A 20,418-nucleotide genomic window follows, 5' to 3' on the forward strand; every position below is an offset into this window, starting at 1 on the left:
TGAGTTGTCCCCGGAAGCGGGAAGACCCCGGGAGCGGCTCGGGGTCTTCCCCTACGCGCTACCCAAGCCAGCCCGGCACGATCATCCCCGACTCGTAGGCGAGGACGACAAGTTGGGCCCTGTCCCGTACGTCCAGCTTGGTCATGATGCGGCTGACGTGCGTCTTCGCGGTGGCGGGGGAGAGGACCAGCCGCCGGGCGATCTCGTCGTTGGACAGTCCGGCCCCGACCAGGCCCATCACCTCGCGCTCGCGCTCGGTCAGCGCGTTCAGGCGGGGGCTCGGATCCGGCTGCTTGACCCGGCCGGCGAACTCGGCGATCAGCCGGCGCGTGACCGCGGGTGCGAGGAGCGCGTCGCCGCGTGCCACCACCCTGATGCCGTGCAGCAGTTCCATCGGCTCGGTGTCCTTGAGCAGGAACCCGGAAGCGCCCGCGCGCAGCGCCCCGTACACATAGTCGTCGACGTCGAAGGTGGTCAGGATGACCACCCGTACCTCCGTCAGGCGCGGGTCGGCGAGGATGCGGCGGGTGGCCTCCAGCCCGTCCGTGCCGGGCATCCGGATGTCCATCAGCACGACGTCCGGGCGCAGTTCGCGGGCCAGGGCCACGGCCTGCTCGCCGTCGGACGCCTCGCCCACCACCTCGATGTCGTCCTCGTCGGAGAGGATCGAGCGGAATCCCGCCCGTACGAGGGTCTGGTCGTCCGCGAGCAGCACCCGGACCGCCCGGTCCCTGCCTGCCGCCCCCGGGTATGCCGTACGGCCCGTCATGCGTGCTCCTCAAGGGGCAGCCGGGCCTCGACCCGGAAACCCTCCGCCGTGTTGTGTGCGGTCAGTTCGCCGCCGAACGCCCTGGCCCGTTCCGTCATCCCGAGGATGCCGCTGCCCGTGGACCGCGCGTCGGGGGCGCCGTCGCCGTCGTCCTCGATCGTCAGGCGTACGGCGTCGTCGGCGTACCCGAGGGTGATCGAGACATGGCACGCGTGCGCGTGGCGGGTGACGTTGGTGAGGGACTCCTGCACGATGCGGTACGCGGCCAGATCAAGCGGCGGAGGAAGGGGGCGCGGGGCGCCCTCGACGTGCGTCCGGACGTCCAGGCCCGCGGCCCTGGCACGGGCGACGAGCGCGTCGAGCCGGTCGAGCCCCGGCACGGGGGAGGTCGGTGCGGCCTCGTCCGCCTGGCGCAGCATGCCCAGGGTGGACCGCAGCTCGCGCAGGGCGTCCTTGCTGGTGGCCTTCACCGCGGTCAGCGCCTCCTCGGCGGCGGCCAGCGCGACGGCGGGGTCGGGCCCCTTGCCGAGCTTGTGCAGCACGGCGCTCGACTGGACGTTGATCAGCGAGATGCTGTGCCCGAGCACGTCGTGCAGCTCACGGGCGATCCGCAGCCGCTCCTCGGTGGCGCTCTGCCGTGCCCTGGCCTCCTGCTCGCGCTCGGCGGCCAGCGCCCGCTGCTCCACCTCGTGCAGGTAGGCGGCACGGGTGTGCTGGACGCGGCCGAGGGCGACGAGGCTGATCAGCCAGCCGGCCAGCATGGCGAGGGAGACGTTGTCGACCTGGCGGTGGCCCTCGCTCCGGCCCGCCTCACCGAAACCTACGGCCAGCAGCGTCGCGGCGGCGAGGGCGACGGCGGGGACGAGCCTGCCTTCGGCGGACGCGGTGTAGAGCGCCAGCGCGAAGGTGACCATCAGCGGGCCGTCGTAGACGTTCAGCGGGTAGTACGCGGCGCAGGCGAGCAGCGTGACGACCGCCACCGCGACGGGCCACCTGCGGCGGAAGTAGAGCGCGCCGCAGCCCACCGCGGTCAGCGCCCAGCCGATCAGGGCGCGCCCCGCGGTCTCCGTCTCGTACCGCATCGCGACCAGGGTCCAGACGGTCACCAGCAGGACGGCGGCGAGCGTCACCGCGGCGTCCGCCGCGCGCCCGGCGGGCCATGGGGACGCGCGGAGCCCGCGGACGCGGGAGGGGAGGGCCATGCTCGAAGGATAGGCGGGGGCCCGGGGCCGGAAGCCGGGCGTGGCGCGCTTGACAGCAAAATCGAACATCTATTCAAATCAGGGATGCGGCCTGCTGGTGAGCTCAGCGGTTCCCGGGGTTATCCACAGGTCAGGAGCACGCCGAGGCCGATTGTCAGTGGCAGGCGTTAGCGTCATTGACGTGAAGCGATCGAATCAAGCAAACCGGGTGGAACCCATGGCAGCAGGCACCGACCGCGAGAAGGCGCTGGACGCCGCTCTCGCACAGATTGAACGACAATTCGGCAAGGGCGCGGTGATGCGCCTCGGCGACCGGCCGAACGACCCCATCGAGGTCATCTCCACGGGATCGACCGCCCTGGACATCGCGCTCGGCGTCGGCGGACTGCCGCGCGGCCGTGTCGTGGAGGTGTACGGGCCGGAGTCCTCCGGCAAGACGACCCTGACATTGCACGCCGTGGCCAACGCGCAGAAGGCCGGCGGCACCGTCGCCTTCGTGGACGCCGAGCACGCGCTCGACCCCGAGTACGCCAAGGCGCTCGGCGTCGACACGGACAACCTGATCCTCTCCCAGCCGGACACCGGCGAGCAGGCGCTGGAGATCGTGGACATGCTGGTCCGCTCCGGCGCCATCGACCTGATCGTCATCGACTCCGTGGCGGCGCTCGTGCCGCGTGCGGAGATCGAGGGCGAGATGGGCGACTCGCACGTCGGTCTCCAGGCCCGGCTGATGAGCCAGGCGCTCCGCAAGATCACCGGTGCGCTGCACCAGTCCGGCACCACTGCGATCTTCATCAACCAGCTCCGCGAGAAGATCGGTGTGATGTTCGGCTCGCCGGAGACCACGACCGGTGGCCGCGCGCTGAAGTTCTACGCCTCGGTACGGCTCGACATCCGCCGCATCGAGACCCTCAAGGACGGCACGGACGCGGTCGGCAACCGCACCCGCGTCAAGGTCGTCAAGAACAAGGTCGCGCCGCCCTTCAAGCAGGCCGAGTTCGACATCCTGTACGGCCAGGGCATCAGCCGCGAGGGCGGCCTGATCGACATGGGCGTCGAGCACGGCTTCGTCCGCAAGGCGGGCGCCTGGTACACCTACGAGGGCGACCAGCTCGGCCAGGGCAAGGAGAACGCCCGCAACTTCCTGAAGGACAACCCCGATCTCGCCGACGAGATCGAGAAGAAGATCAAGGAGAAGCTGGGCGTCGGCGTCAAGCCCAAGCCGGAAGCCGTCGAGGCGGTGCCCGCCGCGGACGCGGCGGGTGTCGCTGCGGCCCCCGACGCGAAGTCGGTACCGGCTCCGGCGGTGGCCAAGGCGAAGTCGGCCAAGACCACGGCAGCCAAGGGCTAGTCCATGACCCGGAGGACGGACTGGCCGGGCAGCACGGACGACGCACACGAAGGAAGCGGCAGCCATGCCGTACCCGGTGACGCCGGGTACGGCGGGCGTGGCGCACACGGCGGCGCGGGGGAGACCGGGGAGCCCGACGGGCCACCCCGGCTCCCCTGGAGTACCCGGGAACCGGGGGACTACGGGGGCTCGGCAGCCTTCCGAGGTTCCGGGGGCACCGGTGCTTCCGCGGAGGACCGGGCATCCGGCACGTCCGAGGGGTTCGGGACACCCGGCAGGGGTCGCAGGGGCTCCCGGGGGTCCCGGTCGTCCTGGGGGTCCCGGGGCTCCGGCTCTCCCCGGGACTCCGACCGCGATGCGGGGGAGGACACGGACAAGCCGGCTCCCCGGGGCAGGGCCCAGAAGCCGCAGGACCCGGCCGAGCAGGCCCGCGCGATCTGTCTGCGCCTGCTCACCGGCACCCCGCGCACCCGTCAGCAGCTCGCGGACGCCCTGCACAAGCGGGACATTCCCGAGGACGTCTCGGACGAGGTGCTGTCCCGCTTCGAGGAAGTGGGGCTCATCAACGACGCGGCGTTCGCGGACGCCTGGGTCGAGTCCCGCCACCACAGCAAGGGGCTGGCGCGCCGTGCGCTCGCCCGTGAGCTGCGGACGAAGGGTGTGGAGCCGAGCCTGATCGACGAGGCGGTGGGACAGCTCGACTCCGACCAGGAGGAGGAGACCGCCCGCGAACTCGTCGCGCGCAAGCTCCGCTCCACCCGGGGGCTGGACCGGGACAAACGGGTGCGCCGCCTCGCGGGAATGCTCGCCCGCAAGGGCTACCCGGAGGGGCTCGCACTACGGGTGGTCCGGCGGGCACTGGAGGAAGAGGGGGAGGACCCGGAGGGCCTGGGCCCCGAATTGTTCTGACCCCCTGCCGCGGGGCCCACTGCACCCGGTGGGCCCGCAGCGCGACGCCGGCGCAGGACGATGTCCGGCCGCACGGCCCGACATCCGTCCACGGCCCCGAGGTGCTCGGCCCTGAGGTGCACGACCTCGCGGTGCGACTCGCGGATGTCTAGGCCCCGCCCCGTACCTCTGAGACCGGTAGCCCCGCCGCCCGCCACGCCTGGAAGCCGCCGGTCGGGTCCGTGGCCCGATGCAGACCGAGTTGGTGCAGGGAAGCTGCCGCGAGACTCGACGCGTACCCCTCGTTGCAGAGCACCACGATCCGCACGTCGTGCCCCGTCGCTTCGGCCAGCCGATGACTGCCCTGCGGGTCGAGCCGCCACTCCAGTTCGTTGCGCTCGACGACCAGGGCACCCGGGATCAGCCCGTCCCGCTCGCGCAGCGCCGCGTACCGGATGTCCACCAGCAGCGCGCCCGAGGCAGCCGCCTCGTACGCCTCGTGCGGCCCGACCCGGACGAGGCCGGCGCGTACCCGCTCCAGCAACTCGTCGATTCCCACCTGGGCCTGGCACCCTTCCGCACGCGTCACTGCCACTCCTCCGGGCGTTCGACCTGCTCCAGTCGCAGTGCTCCGCCCGTACGGCTGTACCGCCGCATCAGCGGCAGCGGCGGATAGTAGGCGTGCACCGAGATCGCGTGTGTGCTCTGCGACTCGTTGAGCACCTGGTGCACGTGGTGCTCACCGAAGCACCGGCCCTGACCTGGCGTCAACTTCCTTTCCCGGTCCACCCCTTCGGTCAGCTCCAGAGTCTTCCACCCCTGGGTGGGGAGCCGGGCGGCGAGCGACTGCTCGGTCAGCGCACCTGCCGCCGTCGCGAACGCGCCGTGCGAGCCGCCGTGGTCGTGCCACCCGGCGCCGGTCCCGGGTGGCCGGCCGATGAGCCAGACCTCGCTGCCGGCCGGCCCGTCGAGACGCGCCCAGGTGCGTCCCTGCGGATCGAGAGGCAGGGAACCGACGAGCACGGTGTCGGCGGCGGTTCGCCGTACGAAGGCGAGGAGTTGGGCCGGGGTCGGCGCGGCCGTCCGGGCGCGCGCTGGAGGGTGTACGGGTACGGGAAGGGACACGGATGCCGGAAGAGACACGGGAAAGACCGTCCTGAGAGGTTCGCGAACGCGAACGCGCACGCGTGCCGCGGCCTCGAAGGCGAGCTCACCGGAGAGGGAGCCCGAAGAGGCGGAAGCGGCACACCGCACGCGAGGGAAAGAGGCGAATTCAGCAGGACGGGCGACAGACGCAGCCCGCGTAGCGGACGAGGTCCATATGGACCCTCCGCCACAGGCACACATCGGTGTCGCTCATGCTCCGGAGTGCACCACGTGCGCCTGGGCCGGTCAATTGATGTCCGCGGTCCGATCGCCGGGCACGGCAACCACGGAGACGTCCTCCTGCGGGTCCTTCGCTTCCTGCGCGTCCGGCTCTTCGGGTTCGCCGCCGCGCGCCGCGTCCGCCGCCGCGTACAGCTCCGCCGGACGCACCCCGTCAAAGGCCGCGACGAGGTGCCCGTCCGGGCGTACGAGCAGTACGGTGTGCGCCGTCGCCCCGGGATAGCCCTCCGCGACGAGCAATTCCGCCGGTACCGGCAGGGCGGTGACCGCCGTCGCCAGCCGGGGCATCACCCCCGCCGTCATCCAGTGCCGCCGGTCCCACACCCCGGTGCCCGGCGCGACCAGCACCACCAGCAGGTGTGCTTGCCCCAACCGGTCCCGGAGCCGTACGGCGGTGCCGTCGGGCGCGGTGACCCGCACGTCCTCCACCGGTGCGCCGGGCTCGGTGGCGACGACCGCGTCCGCGTCCCCGTGCGGCGGGGCCGCCAGCGGGGAGTGCCGGTACACGGGCAGGGCGCCCAGCGCGCCGCCGCCCAGGTGCCCGTCCGCCAGCATGCCGTCGTGACTCCTGGCCGCTCCCGGGAGCACCGCGCGCAGTCCCCGGCCGCCGCGCAGAATCGGAAGTGCCTGGTCGGCGGCGCGCAGCCGGGCGGCGACGGCAGTGCGCCGCTCCTGCTCGTAGCTGTCGAGGAGGGTGTCGGAGGCGTCGTGGTGCAGGGCGTGCGCGAGCTTCCACGCGAGGTTCTCGACGTCTCGCAGCCCCTCGTCGACGCCCTGGGTGCCGAGCGCGCCCAGCAGGTGGGCGGCGTCCCCGGCGAGGAACGAACGTCCCTCGCGCCACCGCTGGGCGAGACGGTGGTGCAGGGTGTACACGCCGGTGTCGATGAGCTCGTAGGGCGGCGTCTCGCCGCACCAACCGGCGAGGGTGTCGCGGATGCGCGTGATGAGGGCGTCGGGGGTCACGAGGTCGCCGCGCGGAGGCAGCAGCCAGTCCAGCCGCCACACGTCGCCGGGGAGGGGACGGGCCGTGACTTCGGGGCCGCCGCCACGCCACGGCGGCTGACGGTGCATCACGGCCATGTCCGGCCACGGGAGTTCGGTGTGCAACGCCGCGACCGCGTGCCGTTCGACCGCGGTGCGGCCGGCGAAGCGGATGCCGCAGAGCTTGCGGATGGTGGAGCGGGCGCCGTCGCAGCCGACCAGGTAACTGCCGCGCCAGTACAGGTGGCCGGGGTCCCGGGTGTGGACGGTGACGCCCTTGCCGTCCTGCTCGATCGTATCGACGCGGGCCTTGCTGACGAGTTGGACGAGGGGGTGCGCGACGGCGGCGTCGTACAGCCCCCGGGTGAGCGTGTGCTGGGGGACGTGCAGGGGAGACAGGTATCCGCTGTCCGGGAATCCGTCGCCGGGGAACTCCCCTTCGTCACCGAGCGTGAGTTCGGTGACGACCTGCTTGCGCCGCATCGACCGCCACCCCGACCAGTGCGCCCCCTCGTCCCGGGCGGAGACGCAGCCGAGCCGCGCGACCAGCGCCGCGGTGTCCGGCCGCAGCACGACGGTCCTGGCCGTGCGCGGCTCCACCGTGCCGTCGCCCTCGTCGAGGACGACGGAAGGCACGTGCTGTGCGGCGAGGGACAGAGCGAGCGCGAGCCCGACCGGTCCGGCGCCGACGACGATCACCGGGTCCACGACGCGGACCCTCCGCCCCGAACGGACAAGCGGAAAGCTGCACGACAAACCGCACAAGCGGTAGTGGAAACACGGTGCTCGATCACAGAACGTATGCAACCCACTGCGGGTGCTTGCGTCAAGTGACGGAGGCAGGGGTCGTGGGCCTACCTGCGTCGGGCCTGGGTGCCGGGGGCCGCACGGGTGCGCCGGGGCGGCCTCGGACGCCGGCCTTACTGGGGTGGAAACGCGAAACTCCGGTGGTTCCTGCGACATCGTACGTCGCTTGAACCACCGGAGTTTCCGGGCGGGTCGGCGTGGCTGTGGGTCAGAGAGCGGCACCCATGCCGCCAGCGGCGTCGATCACATTCCTGTCGACCATGGCGCCGGTGCTCTTCTTCCCCTCGCGGAGCCGCCTCTCCAGCCAGCTCGCGAAGCTGGTGAGGGCGAAGTTGACGAGGATGAAGATCAGGGCGACCACGGTGAGTGCGGCGATGGTGTTGGCGCCGTAGTTCGCCGTGATGGTGCGCACCTGGAAGAGCAGCTCGTTGAAACCGAGAATCGCACCTCCGAGCGCGGTGTCCTTGACGATGACCACAAGCTGGCTGACCAGAGCGGGCAGCATGGCGGTGACCGCCTGCGGCAGCAGTACGAAGAGCATCATCTGCCCCTTCCGCATGCCGATGGCCTTGGCCGCGTCTGTCTGACCGGTGGGCAGAGACTGGATTCCCGACCGTACGATCTCGGCGATGACCGACGCGTTGTAGAGCACCAGGCCCGTTACCACGGCGTAGAGCGGGCGGACCTCGGAGTCGATGGTGCTGAAAAGGACGAACAGTTGATGGGCGAACACCATCATGATCAGTACGGGGATCGACCGGAAGAACTCGACCACGACACCGACCGGAACGCTGATCCAGGCGTGGTCCGAGAGGCGGCCGATGCCGAGGATGGCGCCGAGCGGCAGCGCGATCACCAGGGAGAGTGCTGCCGCCTTGAGGGTTTCCAGCAGGCCCGGCAGCAGGAAGGTGGTCCACACCCGGGAGTCCGTGACGAAGGGACTCCACTTGTCCGCGTCCAGCTGGTTCTTCTCGTCCATGGTGGCCAGCACCCACCAGGCGGCCAGCCCGATGAGAACCACGAAGACGACCGTGTAGATGATGTTGCGCCGCTTGGCGCCGGGCCCGGGAGCGTCGTACAGGACTGAAGTCATCGCTTGACCGCCACTCGCTTGGACACCCAGCCGAGCAGCAGGCCGGTGGGCAAGGTGAGAAGGACGAATCCGAGTGCGACGACGCCGAAAACGGCGAAGAGCGCGTCGGACTCGTTCTCGACCATGTTCTTCATCAGGTACGCGGCTTCGGCGACACCGATCGCGGCGGCGACCGTGGTGTTCTTCGTCAGTGCGATCAGCACGTTCGCCAGCGGAGCGACGACCGAACGGAACGCCTGAGGAAGGATGATGAGCGTCAGTACCTGGGTGAAGCCGAGTCCCAGCGCACGGGCCGCCTCGGCCTGGCCGACCGGAACGGTGTTGATGCCCGAGCGCAGTGCCTCGCAGACGAAGGTGCCGGTGTACGCGACCAGGCCGAGTACGGCCAGCCGGAAGCCGATGTCCTCGGAACGTTCCGCGCCGAGTTCGAACCCGAGCGTCTGGTACAGACCGAGGAGGGAGCCCACGATGATGATCGTCAGCGGGGTGTTGCGGACCACGTTCACATAAGCGGTGCCGAAGCCGCGCATCAGCGGAACGGGACTTACCCGCATCCCAGCCAGCAGGGTTCCCCATACGAGGGAGCCGACGGCCGAGTAGAGGGTGAGCTGAACCGTCACCCAGAAGGCACCGAGCAGGTCGTACCGCCCGGAAGTAAGAAATTCGAACACGATGCCCCGCGATCTCTCCTTGTTGGATCGTGGCGCGCGCCGCCGGCCGGGCCGGCGGCGCGTCAGTCACTGCTTGCTCAGCCCTTTTCGGTGATCTCCGGGGCGGGCTCGTACTTGTAGTTGGCCGGGCCGAAGTGCTCCTTCACGGCCTTCTCCCAGGACCCGTCGGACTTCATCTTCTCGAGCGCCTTGTTGATCTTGCCCTGAAGGTCCTTGTCGCCCTTCTTGAGACCGATGCCGTAGTTCTCGTCGCTCAGCTTGAGACCGGCGAGCTTGAACTTGCCCTGGTGCTCCTTCTGGGCGGCGTAACCGGCGAGGATCGAGTCGTCCGTGGTCAGGGCGTCGACGGTCTTGTTCTGCAGACCGTTGAGGCACTCCGAGTAGCCGCCGAGCGTCTGGAGGTCGGCCTCGGGGGCCAGCTTCTCCTTGACGTTCTGCGCCGAGGTGGAGCCGGTGACCGAGCAGAGCTTCTTGTTGTTGAGGTCCGTGGCCTTGGTGATCGAGGTGTCGTCCGCGCGGACCAGCAGGTCCTGGTGGGCGAGGAAGTATGGGCCGGCGAAGTCGACCCGCGCCTTGCGCTTGTCGGTGATCGAGTAGGTGCCCGCGACGAACTTCACGTCACCGTTGCTGATCAGGTTCTCGCGCTCGGCGGACGGCGCCTGCTTGAACTCGATCTTGTCCTCGGGGTAACCCAGCTCCTTGGCCACGTACCGCGCGACGTCGACGTCGAAGCCCGTGTACTTGCCGTCCTGCGTCTTCAGCCCGAGACCCGGCTGGTCGAACTTGATACCGATGACGATCTTGTCGCCATCCTTGCCCTTGTCGCCTCCTCCGCCACAGCCCGTGGCGACGAGAGCGAGGGTCGCGGCTGCGGCGACGGCGGTGCTGATCCTGCGGAGCTTCATGGTGAACATCCCTTACGTCGATGAGAGCGCGTAGGTGGAGCTTGGGTCATCGGGGCCTTTGTGGCCTCCGGGCCGGATCCTGCCCGACAACCGTCGTGAAGCGAACGGCATTCGTCAGTGGTGAAGGATCTTCGAGAGGAAGTCCTTGGCCCGATCGCTACGAGGGTTGCTGAAGAACTGATCCGGCGTGGCCTCCTCGACGATCTTCCCGTCCGCCATGAAGACGACCCGGTTCGCCGCCGAACGCGCGAAGCCCATCTCGTGGGTGACGACCACCATGGTCATTCCGTCGCGCGCCAACTGCTGCATGACCTCCAGAACCTCGTTGATCATCTCCGGGTCGAGCGCCGACGTGGGCTCGTCGAAGAGCATGACCTTCGGTTCCATGGCCAGCGCCCGTGCGATGGCGACGCGTTGCTGCTGACCGCCGGAGAGCTGTGCCGGGTACTTGTCCGCCTGCGCGCCGACGCCCACCCGGTCCAGCAGGGCGCGCGCCTTCTCCTCCGCGGTCTTCTTGTCCATCTTGCGGACCTTGACCTGGCCCAGCGTGACGTTCTCCAGGATCGTCTTGTGGGCGAAGAGGTTGAACGACTGGAAGACCATGCCGACGTCGGCGCGCAACCGCGCCAACTCCTTGCCCTCCTGGGGCAGCGGCTTCCCGTCGATGCGAATGTCCCCGGAGTCGATCGTCTCCAGGCGGTTGATGGTGCGGCACAGCGTGGACTTCCCGGACCCGGAGGGTCCGATGACGACGACGACCTCGCCACGGGCGATGGTCAGGTCGATGTCCTGGAGCACATGCAGCGCGCCGAAGTGCTTGTTGACGTTGCTCAGGACCACCAGGTCCGTCGACGCGGGTACCGCGTCCTCGGCGCCCTTGGTCACTGAAACTCCGCTCATCGGCTTTTGCTCCGTCCTCCTCGGTTGGGAGGACCTTAGTCACCCAGTGCTACCAGCGTCAGTACATCTGAGGGGAAATTGAGCATAACGATCCGGCCTCAACCGGACACTCTGCGTGAAGGGGGCACCTGGCGGGGATACCGGCTCCATAACGGAACAAGGCCGTGATGAGAAGGGTCTTGACGGAGAGTGTCCGCATCGGCGTGGATGCCCTGGGGCCACAAAGGCCGGAGACTCGGTATCAGCGACGCGGAAAGGAGGGGCGATGAGACTGCTGCTCGTCGAGGACGACAACCATGTCGCCGCCGCCCTGTCCGCCGTCCTCGCCCGGCACGGCTTCCAGGTGGTCCACGCGCGCAACGGCGAGGAGGCACTCCAGGCCTTCCTCCCCGACGATCGGGCGCCCCACGACCAGGAGCCCTTCGGGGTCGTCCTGCTCGATCTCGGCCTGCCCGACCAGGACGGGTACGAGGTCTGCGGCAAGATCCGCAAGCGCACCAGCACCCCGGTGATCATGGTGACCGCCCGCGCCGACGTCCGCTCCCGCATCCACGGCCTGAACCTCGGTGCCGACGACTACGTCACCAAGCCGTACGACACGGGTGAGCTGCTCGCCCGGATCCACGCGGTGAGCAGGCGCACGGTGACCGGGGAGACGCCCTCCGCTCCGGGAGACGCCGGTGTACGGCTCGGCCCCGTGCACATCGAGCTGCCCACCCGCCGCGTCAGTGTCGACGGTACGGCCGTTCCGCTCACCCGCAAGGAGTTCGACCTGCTCGCCCTGCTCGCGCAGCGTCCGGGGGTCGTCTTCCGGCGTGAGCAGATCATCAGCGAGGTGTGGCGCACGAGCTGGGAGGGGACCGGGCGCACGCTGGAGGTCCATGTGGCGTCGCTGCGTTCCAAGCTGCGCATGCCCGCACTGATCGAAACGGTGCGCGGTGTCGGCTACCGGCTGGTCTCCCCGGACGCCGGCGCTCCGCAGTCCACCGGGAGCCCGGCCGGGCCGGCCACCTCCGATGCGACGAGCCCCCCGGCCGCCCCCGGCGCCGCTGACCCGCCCGGCGTCCCTGGCACGCCGGGTGCCGCCCAGGCCCCGTAACGACTCTCCCGTGCGCACCCGCCTCCTTCCGCTCCTCCTCATCCTGCTCTCGGGCATGCTGATCGCCTTCGGCTTCCCGCTCGCCGTACGGGAAGCCGCCGCGCAGCAGCAGCACGTGGTCGTGGACCGGATCGACGACACGGCGCGCTTCGCCGCCCTCGCCCAGTTCGTCACCGAGCGCACCGCCGCCAGGAACGAGCGCCGCGACACCCTGATGGCCGAACTCACCCGTTATCACGAGGTGTACGGAATACAGGTCGGCGTCTTCTACCGCGACGGCGGTGCGATGGCCGCCGCCCCGGGCCACTGGACCGTCGAGGAGGCCGGCGAACCCGGCAGAGAAGCCTTCCAGGAGGCCCTCGCCGGGCGCCGCAGCCACGACCCGCCGCAGGTCTGGCCCTGGCAGGAGCACACCCTGGTGGTGGCCTCGCCGGTCGTACGGGACGGCGACGTGATCGCCGTCGTGGTCACCGACTCGCCCACCGGACAACTGCGTACGCGCATCCTGCACGACTGGCTGCTGATCGCGGCCGGCGAGTTCGCGGCGCTCTTCGTGGCGATCGGCGCCGCGTACCGGCTGACCGGCTGGGTGCTGCGCCCGGTGCGCGTGCTGGACGCGGCCACTCACGACATCGCGACCGGCCGGATGAACTCCCGGGTCGCACCCTCCGGCGGCCCTCCCGAACTGCGTCGCCTGGCACGCTCGTTCAACGAGATGGCCGACAACGTCGAGGACGTCCTGGAGCAGCAGCGGGCCTTCGTCGCCGACGCCTCCCACCAGCTGCGCAATCCGCTCGCCGCGCTCCTCCTGCGCATCGAACTCCTGGCACTCGAACTCCCCGAGGGCAACGAGGAGATCGCCTCCGTGCGGACCGAGGGCAAGCGCCTCGCCCGGGTCCTCGACGACCTCCTGGACCTGGCGCAGGCCGAACACGCGTCCGCCGACCTCCAGTTGACGGATCTTGGTGAACTCGCCACCGAACGGGTCGCGGCCTGGTCCCCGCTCGCCGACGACAAGGGCGTACGCCTGCTGCGAAGCGGGCCCGAAGCGGTCACCGCCTGGGCCGACCCGGTGGCGCTCTCCAGCGTCCTGGACGCGGTGATCGACAACGCGGTCAAGTTCACGCCCGCCGGGGAACGGGTCACCGTCGAGGTCGCCACCGACGGCGACACCTGCACCGTCGTGGTCGCCGACGGTGGTCCCGGCCTCACCGAGGACGAACTCACCCGAGTCGGTGACCGGTTCTGGCGCAGCAACCGCCACCAGAACATCAAGGGCTCCGGCCTCGGCCTGTCCATCTCCCGCGCCCTGCTGCTCGCGGGCCGGGGCACGATCCGGTACGACGCGAACGAACCCCACGGGCTGCGCGTGACGGTCTGCGTTCCGCGCACGGCACCCTGAGGGCCGGGCCGACCGGGCCGACCGACGCCGCCCGGAGCTAGGGCTTGGCCGACCGGTAGTAGCGCGCCGCGCCCTCGTGCAACGGCAGCGGGTCGGTGTAGATCGCCGTCCGCAGGTCCACCAGCTGAGCCGCGTGCACCTGCCGGCCGATCCGGTCCCGGCTCCCGATCACCGTCCCGGTGAAGCGCTTCGTCAGCTCGGGGTCGGTGGTGTCCCGGGTCACCAGCAGGTTCGCCACCGCGATCGTCGGCACGGCCTCCTGGTTGCGCACCTTGGCGTAGGCGTCGGGGGGCATCACCGCCGACCGGTAGTAGCGCGCGGTGTCGTCCGGGCTCTGCAACGCCTCCACCAGCTCCGGGCCGAGCGGAACCAGCCGTACCGGCATGCGCTCCGACAGATCCCGCACCGCGCTCGTCGGCAGCCCGCCCGACCAGAAGAAGGCGTCGATGCTGCCCGACTCCAGCCGCCGCGGCATCGTGTCGATCCCGATCGGCACCGGCTCCACGTCCCGCTCGGGATCGAGCCCGGCGGCCTCCAGCACCCTGTTCGACACCAGCCGCACCCCCGAGCCCGCCTGCCCCACGGCGACCTTCCGGCCCCGCAGGCCGGCGACGGTGCGTACCTTCGAGCCCTCCGGCACCACCAGCTGCACGTAGTCGTCGTACAAGCGGGCGCAACCGCGCAGCCGCTCCGCACCCGGCCGTCCGTGCCGCTGGTACGTCGCGACGGCGTCGGCGGTGGCGACCGTGAAGTCGGCCTCCCCGGACACGACCCGTGCCAGGTTCTCCTGCGAACCCTCGCTGGTGCGCAGCGTCACTTTCAGTTCGGGCATGTCCCGCCGCAACGCATCTTCGAGCAGGACCCCGTACCGCTGGTACACCCCGGTCGGCACCCCCGTGCTGAAGGTGACCGCCCCCCTGGGCGCCGGCGGACCCGACGGCAGCAGCCACCACAGCAGCAGCCCGCCCACCGCCAGCAGGGCCACCGCCCCCTGGAGGGCACGACGGCGTCCGATGCGGCGCAGGAGGGCAGGCATGACGGTGATCCTGCCAGCTCAACGCCCCCGCCGACCAGAGCCGAGTACCGCGCGACGCCCCGGCGGCCGGCCGCCCCGTACCCTGGTGGGCGAGATGAGCGAGAAGACATACGAGGTGCGCACCTACGGGTGCCAGATGAACGTCCACGACTCCGAGCGCCTGTCGGGCCTCCTGGAGGGCGCGGGATACGTCCGCGCACCCGAAGGGGCCGACGGTGACGCCGACGTCGTCGTCTTCAACACCTGCGCGGTCCGGGAGAACGCCGACAACAAGCTGTACGGCAACCTCGGACGGCTCGCGCCGATGAAGACGAAGCGGCCCGGCATGCAGATCGCCGTCGGAGGCTGTCTGGCGCAGAAGGACCGCGACACCATCACCAAGCGGGCCCCGTGGGTGGACGTCGTCTTCGGCACGCACAACATCGGCAAGCTGCCCGTGCTGCTGGAGCGCGCCCGTATCCAGGAAGAGGCACAGGTCGAGATCGCGGAGTCGCTGGAGGCGTTCCCCTCGACGCTGCCCACGCGCCGCGAGAGCGCCTACGCCGCGTGGGTCTCCATCTCCGTCGGCTGCAACAACACCTGCACCTTCTGCATCGTGCCCGCCCTGCGCGGCAAGGAGAAGGACCGCAGGACCGGCGACATCCTCGCCGAGATCGAGGCCCTGGTCGCCGAGGGCGTCTCCGAGATCACCCTGCTCGGCCAGAACGTCAACGCGTACGGCTCCGACATCGGCGACCGCGAGGCGTTCAGCAAGCTGCTGCGCGCCTGCGGGAAGATCGAAGGGCTGGAGCGGGTCCGCTTCACCTCCCCGCACCCGCGCGACTTCACCGACGACGTGATCGCCGCGATGGCCGAGACGCCCAACGTGATGCCGCAGCTGCACATGCCGCTCCAGTCCGGCTCCGACGCGATCCTGAAGTCGATGCGCCGCTCCTACCGGCAGGAGCGCTTCCTCGGCATCCTGGACAAGGTGCGCGCCGCGATGCCCGACGCCGCCATCTCCACCGACATCATCGTGGGCTTCCCCGGCGAGACCGAGGAGGACTTCGAGCAGACGATGCACACCGTCCGCCAGGCGCGCTTCGCCAACGCCTTCACCTTCCAGTACTCCATCCGCCCCGGCACCCCCGCGGCCACCATGGAGAACCAGATCCCCAAGGAGGTCGTCCAGGAGCGCTACATGCGTCTGGTCGCCCTCCAGGAGGAGATCTCCTGGGAGGAGAACAAGAAGCAGGTCGGCCGCACCCTGGAGGTCATGGTCGCCGAGGGCGAGGGCCGCAAGGACGGCGCGACGCTGAGGCTGTCCGGCCGCGCCCCCGACAACCGGCTCGTCCACTTCACCAAGCCCGCCGAAGAGGTGCGCCCCGGCGACGTGGTGACCGTCGGGATCACCTACGCCGCGCCGCACCACCTGCTCGCCGAGGGCGAGACCACGGCGGTGCGCCGCACCCGGGCCGGCGACGCCTGGGAGAAGCGCAACGCGCAGCCGCGGCAGGGTCCGGGCGTCCTGCTGGGCCTGCCGAAGATCGGCGTGCCGGAGCCACTGCCCGCGGCCACGGGCGGCTGCACCCTCAACTGATCGCACTGGTGGGGGAGGTGCCGGGCCGCTCGGGTTCGTCCCGGCCTCCCTTTCGGTATGCGGCGGCCCACGGCCCGGCCAGGTGCGCGGGCCCCGCGTTAGGCTGCCGGACATGCTCGTAGCCGCCGCCGTATGTCCCTGCCCGCCGCTGCTCGTACCCGAGGTGGCCGCGGGTGCCGCGCCGGAGCTCGACGCCGTGCGCCGCGCCTGCGCGGACGCGCTGGGAGTGCTCGCCGCGGCCCGGCCCGACCTGCTCGCCGTGGTCGGACCGGCCGGACCGGAGGGCCAGGGGCCGCACCCGCAGGGTGCGCGGGGGGACTTCCGCGGATTCGGCGTGGACCTCCAGGTGCGGCTGGGCAAGGGCGAAGCGGCCTCGGAACGCCCCCTGCCGTCGTCCCTGTCGCTGGCCGCCTGGCTTCTCGGCAGAACGGGCTGGGCGGGGCCCGTGGAGGGTCTCGGCGTGGCCGAGGACCTGCCCGCCGCCCACTGCGCCGGGACCGGCCGCGAGCTGGCGGGGCGGGCGGGCCGGGTGGCCCTCCTGGTGATGGGCGACGGGAGCGCCTGCCGCACTCTGAAGGCGCCCGGCTACCTCGACGAACGCGCCGAGGGCTTCGACGCCGACGCGGCCCGCGCGCTGGGCACCGCCGACACCGCCGCCCTGCTCGCTCTGGACGGGGAACTCGCGTACGGCCTCAAGTGCGCGGGCCGGGCCCCCTGGCAGGTGCTCGCGGGTGCCGGGGACGGGGCGGACATGGGAGGGCAGCTGCTGTACGAAGGTGCTCCGTACGGCGTGGGGTACTTCGTCGCCGCCTGGACGTAGCGCCGGGGCCGGTGCCCTGCCGGAGGCGGCCCGCGGCTGCCTGGCGGAGCTTCGGGGTGCGGGGAGCCCCGGGGTACGGGAACGGCCGCGGAACCCGGAAGGTTCCACGGCCGTTCCCGTACCCGCCTGTGAGCCTTTCAGGAGGCCTTCGGCGGCGGCGGCGGAGTGCCGCCGTCGTCCTTCGTGGAGAGACGGTCCAAGGCGTCCTTGGCCTTGCCCGTTCCCGACTGGATCTGGTTGCTGTACTTGCCCTTGGTCTTGGAATCGACGGCCTGGGCGGCCTTGTCGAGACCCTGCTCGATCTTGCCCCCGTGCTGTTGCGCGAGGTCCGCGGCCTTTTCCTTCGCCGGGGCCAGCTTGGCCTTCAAATTGTCCAGAAAGCCCATGGGGCACCTTCCCTCGGGGGACTCCTGGGTTCCGGTCCCACGGGACCGGAACCTAGGTACGGGCGGTTTCGCCCACCTCATTGTCCGCTGCCTTGGCCGCGGACGGCTGCCCGGGGATCTCCGTGTTCTCCGTGGCGGCGGCCGGGGAGTTCGCGGCCGTCTCCGTGGCGGCCTGTGCGTCGGCCTTGTCGTCGGCTTCGGCGGTCTTCGGCTCGGCGGTCACGGGCTCCGCGGCGGCGCCGGCCTCCGGAGCGGTGGTCTGCTCCTCGCCGGTCGGCGCCTCGGCGGACACCTTCGGCTTACGGCGAAACATCGCAAAAATATCCATTACCACTCCATACCGTACTCGTGTGGGCGAAATGCCGCGCCGTCCGGTGCGTCCCATTGCGCCGCCCGGAGACGCCGGTCCGTAAACCGGCGCGCGGAACCTCGCAACAGGAACGACCCCGCACGCGCCTCGTCACGTCGCTCGTTCGGGGAAGCGCCGCGGGTTTGCGAGACTTGGCCGGTGAGAACTGCAGCTCCCGCACCGCGGGTCATCGCCGTCGTCGGTCCCACCGCGGCCGGAAAATCCGATCTGGGCGTCGCCCTCGCCCGGCATTTCGGCGGCGAGGTCGTCAACGCCGACTCCATGCAGCTCTACCGCGGGATGGACATCGGCACCGCGAAGCTGACGCCGGAGGAGCGCGGCGGGATTCCGCACCGGCTCCTCGACATCTGGGACGTCACCGTCACCGCGAACGTCGCCGAGTACCAGCGGCTCGCCCGCAAGGAGATCGACCGGCTGCTCGCCGCAGGACGCACCCCGGTCCTCGTCGGCGGCTCGGGGCTGTACGTGAAGGGTGCCATCGACGTCATGGAGTTCCCCGGCACGGACCCCGAGGTCCGCGCCAGACTGGAGGCGGAACTCGCCGAGCAGGGGCCCGGCGCCCTCCACCTGCGGCTCGCCACGGCCGACCCCGGAGCGGGCCGCGCCATCCTCCCCAGCAACGGCCGCCGCATCGTCCGCGCACTCGAAGTGATCGAGATCACCGGCCGCCCCTTCACCGCCCAGCTGCCCGGCCACCAGTCGGTGTACGACACCGTGCAGATCGGCGTCGACGTCGCCCGCCCCGAACTCGACGACCGCATCGCCGCGCGGGTGGACCGCATGTGGGAAGCGGGTCTCGTGGACGAGGTGCGCACCCTGGAGGCGCAGGGCCTGCGCGAGGGCCTCACGGCCTCCCGGGCGCTGGGGTACCAGCAGGTGCTGAGCGCCCTCGCCGGCGACTGCACGCAGGAGGAGGCGCGGGCCGAAACCGTGCGCGCCACGAAGCGGTTCGCACGCCGCCAGGACTCCTGGTTCCGCCGTGATCCCCGGGTCCACTGGCTGAGCGGTGCGGCCGAGCACCGTGCGGAACTTCCGCACCTCGCGCTGGCGTTGCTCGAACGAGCGGTCACAGCCTGATCACGTGATGGCATCGGGACGCCCCGCCCGTCATTCCGGTGCCCGTGCGCGTGCCATCATCGAGCTTCGATCGACCGTTGGAGTCCGAGTGGGAGGGCGCGTGGCGATGGAGGCCGGCCCTCGCGACAGAGCACAGGAAGAACCGGAGCGGTTGAGTCCTGACGGGCCCGAAGACCAGTCCCTGACACCGGGAGAGCTGCCCGACGTCCCGGAGGTGCCCGAAGTCCCCGGACTCCCGGCACCCGAGGCCGAGGTCGAGGTGGAACTGCGTCCGCAGCGCCGGCTGCGGATCTGGCAGCTCGCCCCCATCGTGACGCTCGCCGCCATCGGCTCGCTGATGTTCGCCTTCCCGCTGGCCTTCCAGATCGGCGACGGCGGTGCGGTCGTCGCCATGCTCGGCCTGCTGATCAGCGGCTGCGCGGTGGGCTGGGGCATGACCGCCGCACGCCGCGTCGGCTACACCTGGCCCGGCCTGCCCGCCCGGGGCTCCGGCGCACGTACGGACTGGCGGGTGGCCGCCCTGTACGCGGTGGTGTGCGTGACGCTCGTCGTGCTGGCCGTCTGGCGCGTCGCCCGGCTCCGCTGAGCAGGCCGCTGCGGCCCCCGTGGACGCAGGCCGCTCCGGCCCCCGCGCATCGTCCAGGCGCCGACCGGGCCGGAGATCGTCCGTCGTACCCGGCGCTTACGATGGATCCCGTGACCACCGCACCCGCCGCCGCCGCGCCGATCGCCTTCCTCAAGGGACACGGCACCGAGAACGACTTCGTGATCGTTCCCGACCCGGACAACGCCCTCGCCCTGCCCGCGGCCGCCGTCGTGCGGCTCTGCGACCGCCGGGCCGGCATCGGCGGCGACGGACTGCTGCACGTCGTACGGTCCGAGGCGCACCCCGACGCGCGGGCGATGGCCGACCGGGCCGAGTGGTTCATGGACTACCGCAACGCGGACGGCTCGGTGGCCGAGATGTGCGGCAACGGCGTACGGGTCTTCGCCCGCTACCTCCAGCACGCGGGCCTGACCGACGCCGGCGACCTCGACATCGCCACCCGTGGCGGCGTCAAGCGCGTCCACCTCGACAAGAACGGCGACATCACCGTCTCGATGGGCCGCGCGGTCCTGCCCGGCACGGACGTCACCGTCTCCGTCGGCAACCGCGCCTGGCCCGCCCGCAACGTCAGCATGGGCAACCCGCACGCGGTGGTCTTCGTCGAGGACCTGGCGCACGCCGGGACCCTGTACGACCCGCCGGCGTTCAGTCCGCCCGCCGCCTACCCCGACGGTGTGAACGTGGAGTTCGTCGTCGACCGCGGCCCGCAGCACGTCGCGATGCGCGTGCACGAGCGAGGCGCCGCCGAGACCCGGTCCTGCGGGACCGGCGCGTGCGCCGTCGCCGTGGCCGCAGCCCGCCGTGACGGCCACGACCCGGCCGCCACGGGGAACCCCGTCACGTACACCGTCGACGTCCTCGGCGGACGCCTGGTGATCACCGAAACGCCGGACGGCGCGATCGGGATGAGCGGCCCGGCGGTGATCGTCGCCGAGGGGCACATCGACCCCGCGTGGCTGGGATCGCTCGAATTCGCCGTCGCATAGTTCTTCGCTCGAACGGGTGATCCGCTTCACTCCGGGCGGGACCCGGTCAGCACCGCGTGGTGGGGTCGGTAGCATCAAGCACCGGCCCGGACGGGACACTCCC

General features: G+C 71.0%; 21 protein-coding genes and 1 pseudogene. 9 read left to right on the forward strand and 13 right to left on the reverse strand.

Annotated elements, in window-relative coordinates:
* Window positions 1–58: 58 nt before the first annotated feature.
* The gene (locus HNQ79_RS03220; RefSeq protein WP_185026665.1) at window positions 59–769 is read right to left on the reverse strand and encodes a response regulator; all 711 of its coding nucleotides are present in this window, start codon (window positions 767–769) and stop codon (window positions 59–61) included.
* Window positions 766–1,971, reverse strand: coding sequence for a sensor histidine kinase (locus HNQ79_RS03225; protein WP_185026667.1), 1,206 nt, complete (start codon window positions 1,969–1,971; stop codon window positions 766–768). Before HNQ79_RS03225 ends, HNQ79_RS03220 begins: the two co-directional genes overlap by 4 nt.
* Before the next feature lie 217 nt (window positions 1,972–2,188).
* Between HNQ79_RS03225 and recA the strand changes: the two genes are divergently transcribed.
* Window positions 2,189–3,322 (forward strand): recombinase RecA, encoded by a 1,134-nt coding sequence (recA, locus tag HNQ79_RS03230; protein WP_185026669.1) that lies wholly within the window; start codon window positions 2,189–2,191, stop codon window positions 3,320–3,322.
* 3 nt (window positions 3,323–3,325) lie between these two features.
* A complete protein-coding gene (gene recX, locus HNQ79_RS33455; RefSeq protein ID WP_229923220.1) occupies window positions 3,326–4,231 on the forward strand; it encodes a recombination regulator RecX in 906 nt (301 codons plus the stop codon).
* Between the two features lie 148 nt (window positions 4,232–4,379).
* On the opposite strand, the gene HNQ79_RS03240 is transcribed toward recX, so the two are convergent.
* From HNQ79_RS03240 to HNQ79_RS03270, 8 genes are all read right to left on the reverse strand, one after another.
* Window positions 4,380–4,799 (reverse strand): rhodanese-like domain-containing protein, encoded by a 420-nt coding sequence (locus tag HNQ79_RS03240; RefSeq protein ID WP_229923219.1) that lies wholly within the window; start codon window positions 4,797–4,799, stop codon window positions 4,380–4,382.
* Entirely contained in the window at window positions 4,796–5,353 is a 558-nt protein-coding gene (locus tag HNQ79_RS03245; RefSeq protein WP_373312471.1) for a cupin domain-containing protein, read from the reverse strand. The genes HNQ79_RS03240 and HNQ79_RS03245 overlap by 4 nt, the downstream gene beginning before the upstream one ends.
* Before the next feature lie 130 nt (window positions 5,354–5,483).
* Window positions 5,484–5,570, reverse strand: a complete 87-nt coding sequence (locus HNQ79_RS34415) for a putative leader peptide (RefSeq protein WP_311772284.1) — start codon at window positions 5,568–5,570, stop codon at window positions 5,484–5,486.
* Between the two features lie 32 nt (window positions 5,571–5,602).
* On the reverse strand, window positions 5,603–7,285 hold the full coding sequence (locus tag HNQ79_RS03250) for an FAD-dependent monooxygenase (RefSeq protein WP_185026674.1): 1,683 nt from the start codon (window positions 7,283–7,285) through the stop codon (window positions 5,603–5,605).
* 307 nt (window positions 7,286–7,592) lie between these two features.
* On the reverse strand, window positions 7,593–8,477 hold the full coding sequence (locus HNQ79_RS03255) for an amino acid ABC transporter permease (RefSeq protein WP_185026676.1): 885 nt from the start codon (window positions 8,475–8,477) through the stop codon (window positions 7,593–7,595).
* Window positions 8,474–9,148, reverse strand: coding sequence for an amino acid ABC transporter permease (locus tag HNQ79_RS03260; protein ID WP_185026678.1), 675 nt, complete (start codon window positions 9,146–9,148; stop codon window positions 8,474–8,476). The genes HNQ79_RS03255 and HNQ79_RS03260 overlap by 4 nt, the downstream gene beginning before the upstream one ends.
* 77 nt (window positions 9,149–9,225) lie before the next feature.
* Complete coding sequence (locus HNQ79_RS03265) at window positions 9,226–10,053, reverse strand: glutamate ABC transporter substrate-binding protein (protein ID WP_185026680.1); 828 nt, start codon at window positions 10,051–10,053, stop codon at window positions 9,226–9,228.
* A gap of 114 nt (window positions 10,054–10,167) precedes the next feature.
* Window positions 10,168–10,953, reverse strand: a complete 786-nt coding sequence (locus HNQ79_RS03270; protein ID WP_185026682.1) for an amino acid ABC transporter ATP-binding protein — start codon at window positions 10,951–10,953, stop codon at window positions 10,168–10,170.
* 265 nt (window positions 10,954–11,218) lie between these two features.
* On the opposite strand from HNQ79_RS03270, the pseudogene HNQ79_RS03275 reads away from it, so the two are divergent.
* Window positions 11,219–11,923: pseudogene (locus HNQ79_RS03275) on the forward strand (response regulator transcription factor); the annotation flags it as partial.
* Window positions 11,924–12,062: 139 nt separating this feature from the next.
* On the forward strand, window positions 12,063–13,454 hold the full coding sequence (locus HNQ79_RS03280) for a sensor histidine kinase (RefSeq protein WP_185026684.1): 1,392 nt from the start codon (window positions 12,063–12,065) through the stop codon (window positions 13,452–13,454).
* A gap of 37 nt (window positions 13,455–13,491) precedes the next feature.
* Here HNQ79_RS03280 and HNQ79_RS03285 read toward each other — a convergent pair whose 3' ends face one another.
* The gene (locus tag HNQ79_RS03285) at window positions 13,492–14,490 is read right to left on the reverse strand and encodes a TAXI family TRAP transporter solute-binding subunit (RefSeq protein ID WP_185026686.1); all 999 of its coding nucleotides are present in this window, start codon (window positions 14,488–14,490) and stop codon (window positions 13,492–13,494) included.
* A gap of 94 nt (window positions 14,491–14,584) precedes the next feature.
* Here HNQ79_RS03285 and miaB point away from each other — a divergent pair, with 94 nt between their 5' ends.
* Entirely contained in the window at window positions 14,585–16,069 is a 1,485-nt protein-coding gene (gene miaB / locus HNQ79_RS03290) for a tRNA (N6-isopentenyl adenosine(37)-C2)-methylthiotransferase MiaB (protein WP_185026687.1), read from the forward strand.
* A 112-nt stretch (window positions 16,070–16,181) separates the two neighbouring features.
* Window positions 16,182–16,889 carry a class III extradiol dioxygenase subunit B-like domain-containing protein gene (locus HNQ79_RS03295; RefSeq protein WP_185026690.1) on the forward strand — a complete coding sequence of 236 codons (708 nt, stop codon included), beginning with the start codon at window positions 16,182–16,184 and terminating at the stop codon, window positions 16,887–16,889.
* A gap of 137 nt (window positions 16,890–17,026) precedes the next feature.
* On the opposite strand, the gene HNQ79_RS03300 is transcribed toward HNQ79_RS03295, so the two are convergent.
* Both HNQ79_RS03300 and HNQ79_RS03305 read right to left on the reverse strand, forming a co-directional pair.
* Complete coding sequence (locus tag HNQ79_RS03300) at window positions 17,027–17,275, reverse strand: antitoxin (RefSeq protein WP_185026692.1); 249 nt, start codon at window positions 17,273–17,275, stop codon at window positions 17,027–17,029.
* A gap of 52 nt (window positions 17,276–17,327) precedes the next feature.
* Window positions 17,328–17,588, reverse strand: a complete 261-nt coding sequence (locus HNQ79_RS03305; RefSeq protein ID WP_221507315.1) for a hypothetical protein — start codon at window positions 17,586–17,588, stop codon at window positions 17,328–17,330.
* A gap of 195 nt (window positions 17,589–17,783) precedes the next feature.
* Between HNQ79_RS03305 and miaA the strand changes: the two genes are divergently transcribed.
* The 3 genes from miaA (at window position 17,784) to dapF (ending at window position 20,315) form a co-directional block, all read left to right on the forward strand.
* Window positions 17,784–18,722, forward strand: coding sequence for a tRNA (adenosine(37)-N6)-dimethylallyltransferase MiaA (gene miaA, locus HNQ79_RS03310; RefSeq protein WP_185026694.1), 939 nt, complete (start codon window positions 17,784–17,786; stop codon window positions 18,720–18,722).
* 106 nt (window positions 18,723–18,828) lie between these two features.
* Complete coding sequence (locus HNQ79_RS03315; protein WP_185027574.1) at window positions 18,829–19,308, forward strand: hypothetical protein; 480 nt, start codon at window positions 18,829–18,831, stop codon at window positions 19,306–19,308.
* Between the two features lie 110 nt (window positions 19,309–19,418).
* Window positions 19,419–20,315 carry a diaminopimelate epimerase gene (gene dapF / locus HNQ79_RS03320; protein ID WP_229923218.1) on the forward strand — a complete coding sequence of 299 codons (897 nt, stop codon included), beginning with the start codon at window positions 19,419–19,421 and terminating at the stop codon, window positions 20,313–20,315.
* Window positions 20,316–20,418: the final 103 nt, after the last annotated feature.

The organism is Streptomyces candidus (genome assembly GCF_014207445.1).
Taxonomy (GTDB): Bacteria; Actinomycetota; Actinomycetes; order Streptomycetales; family Streptomycetaceae; genus Streptomyces; species Streptomyces candidus.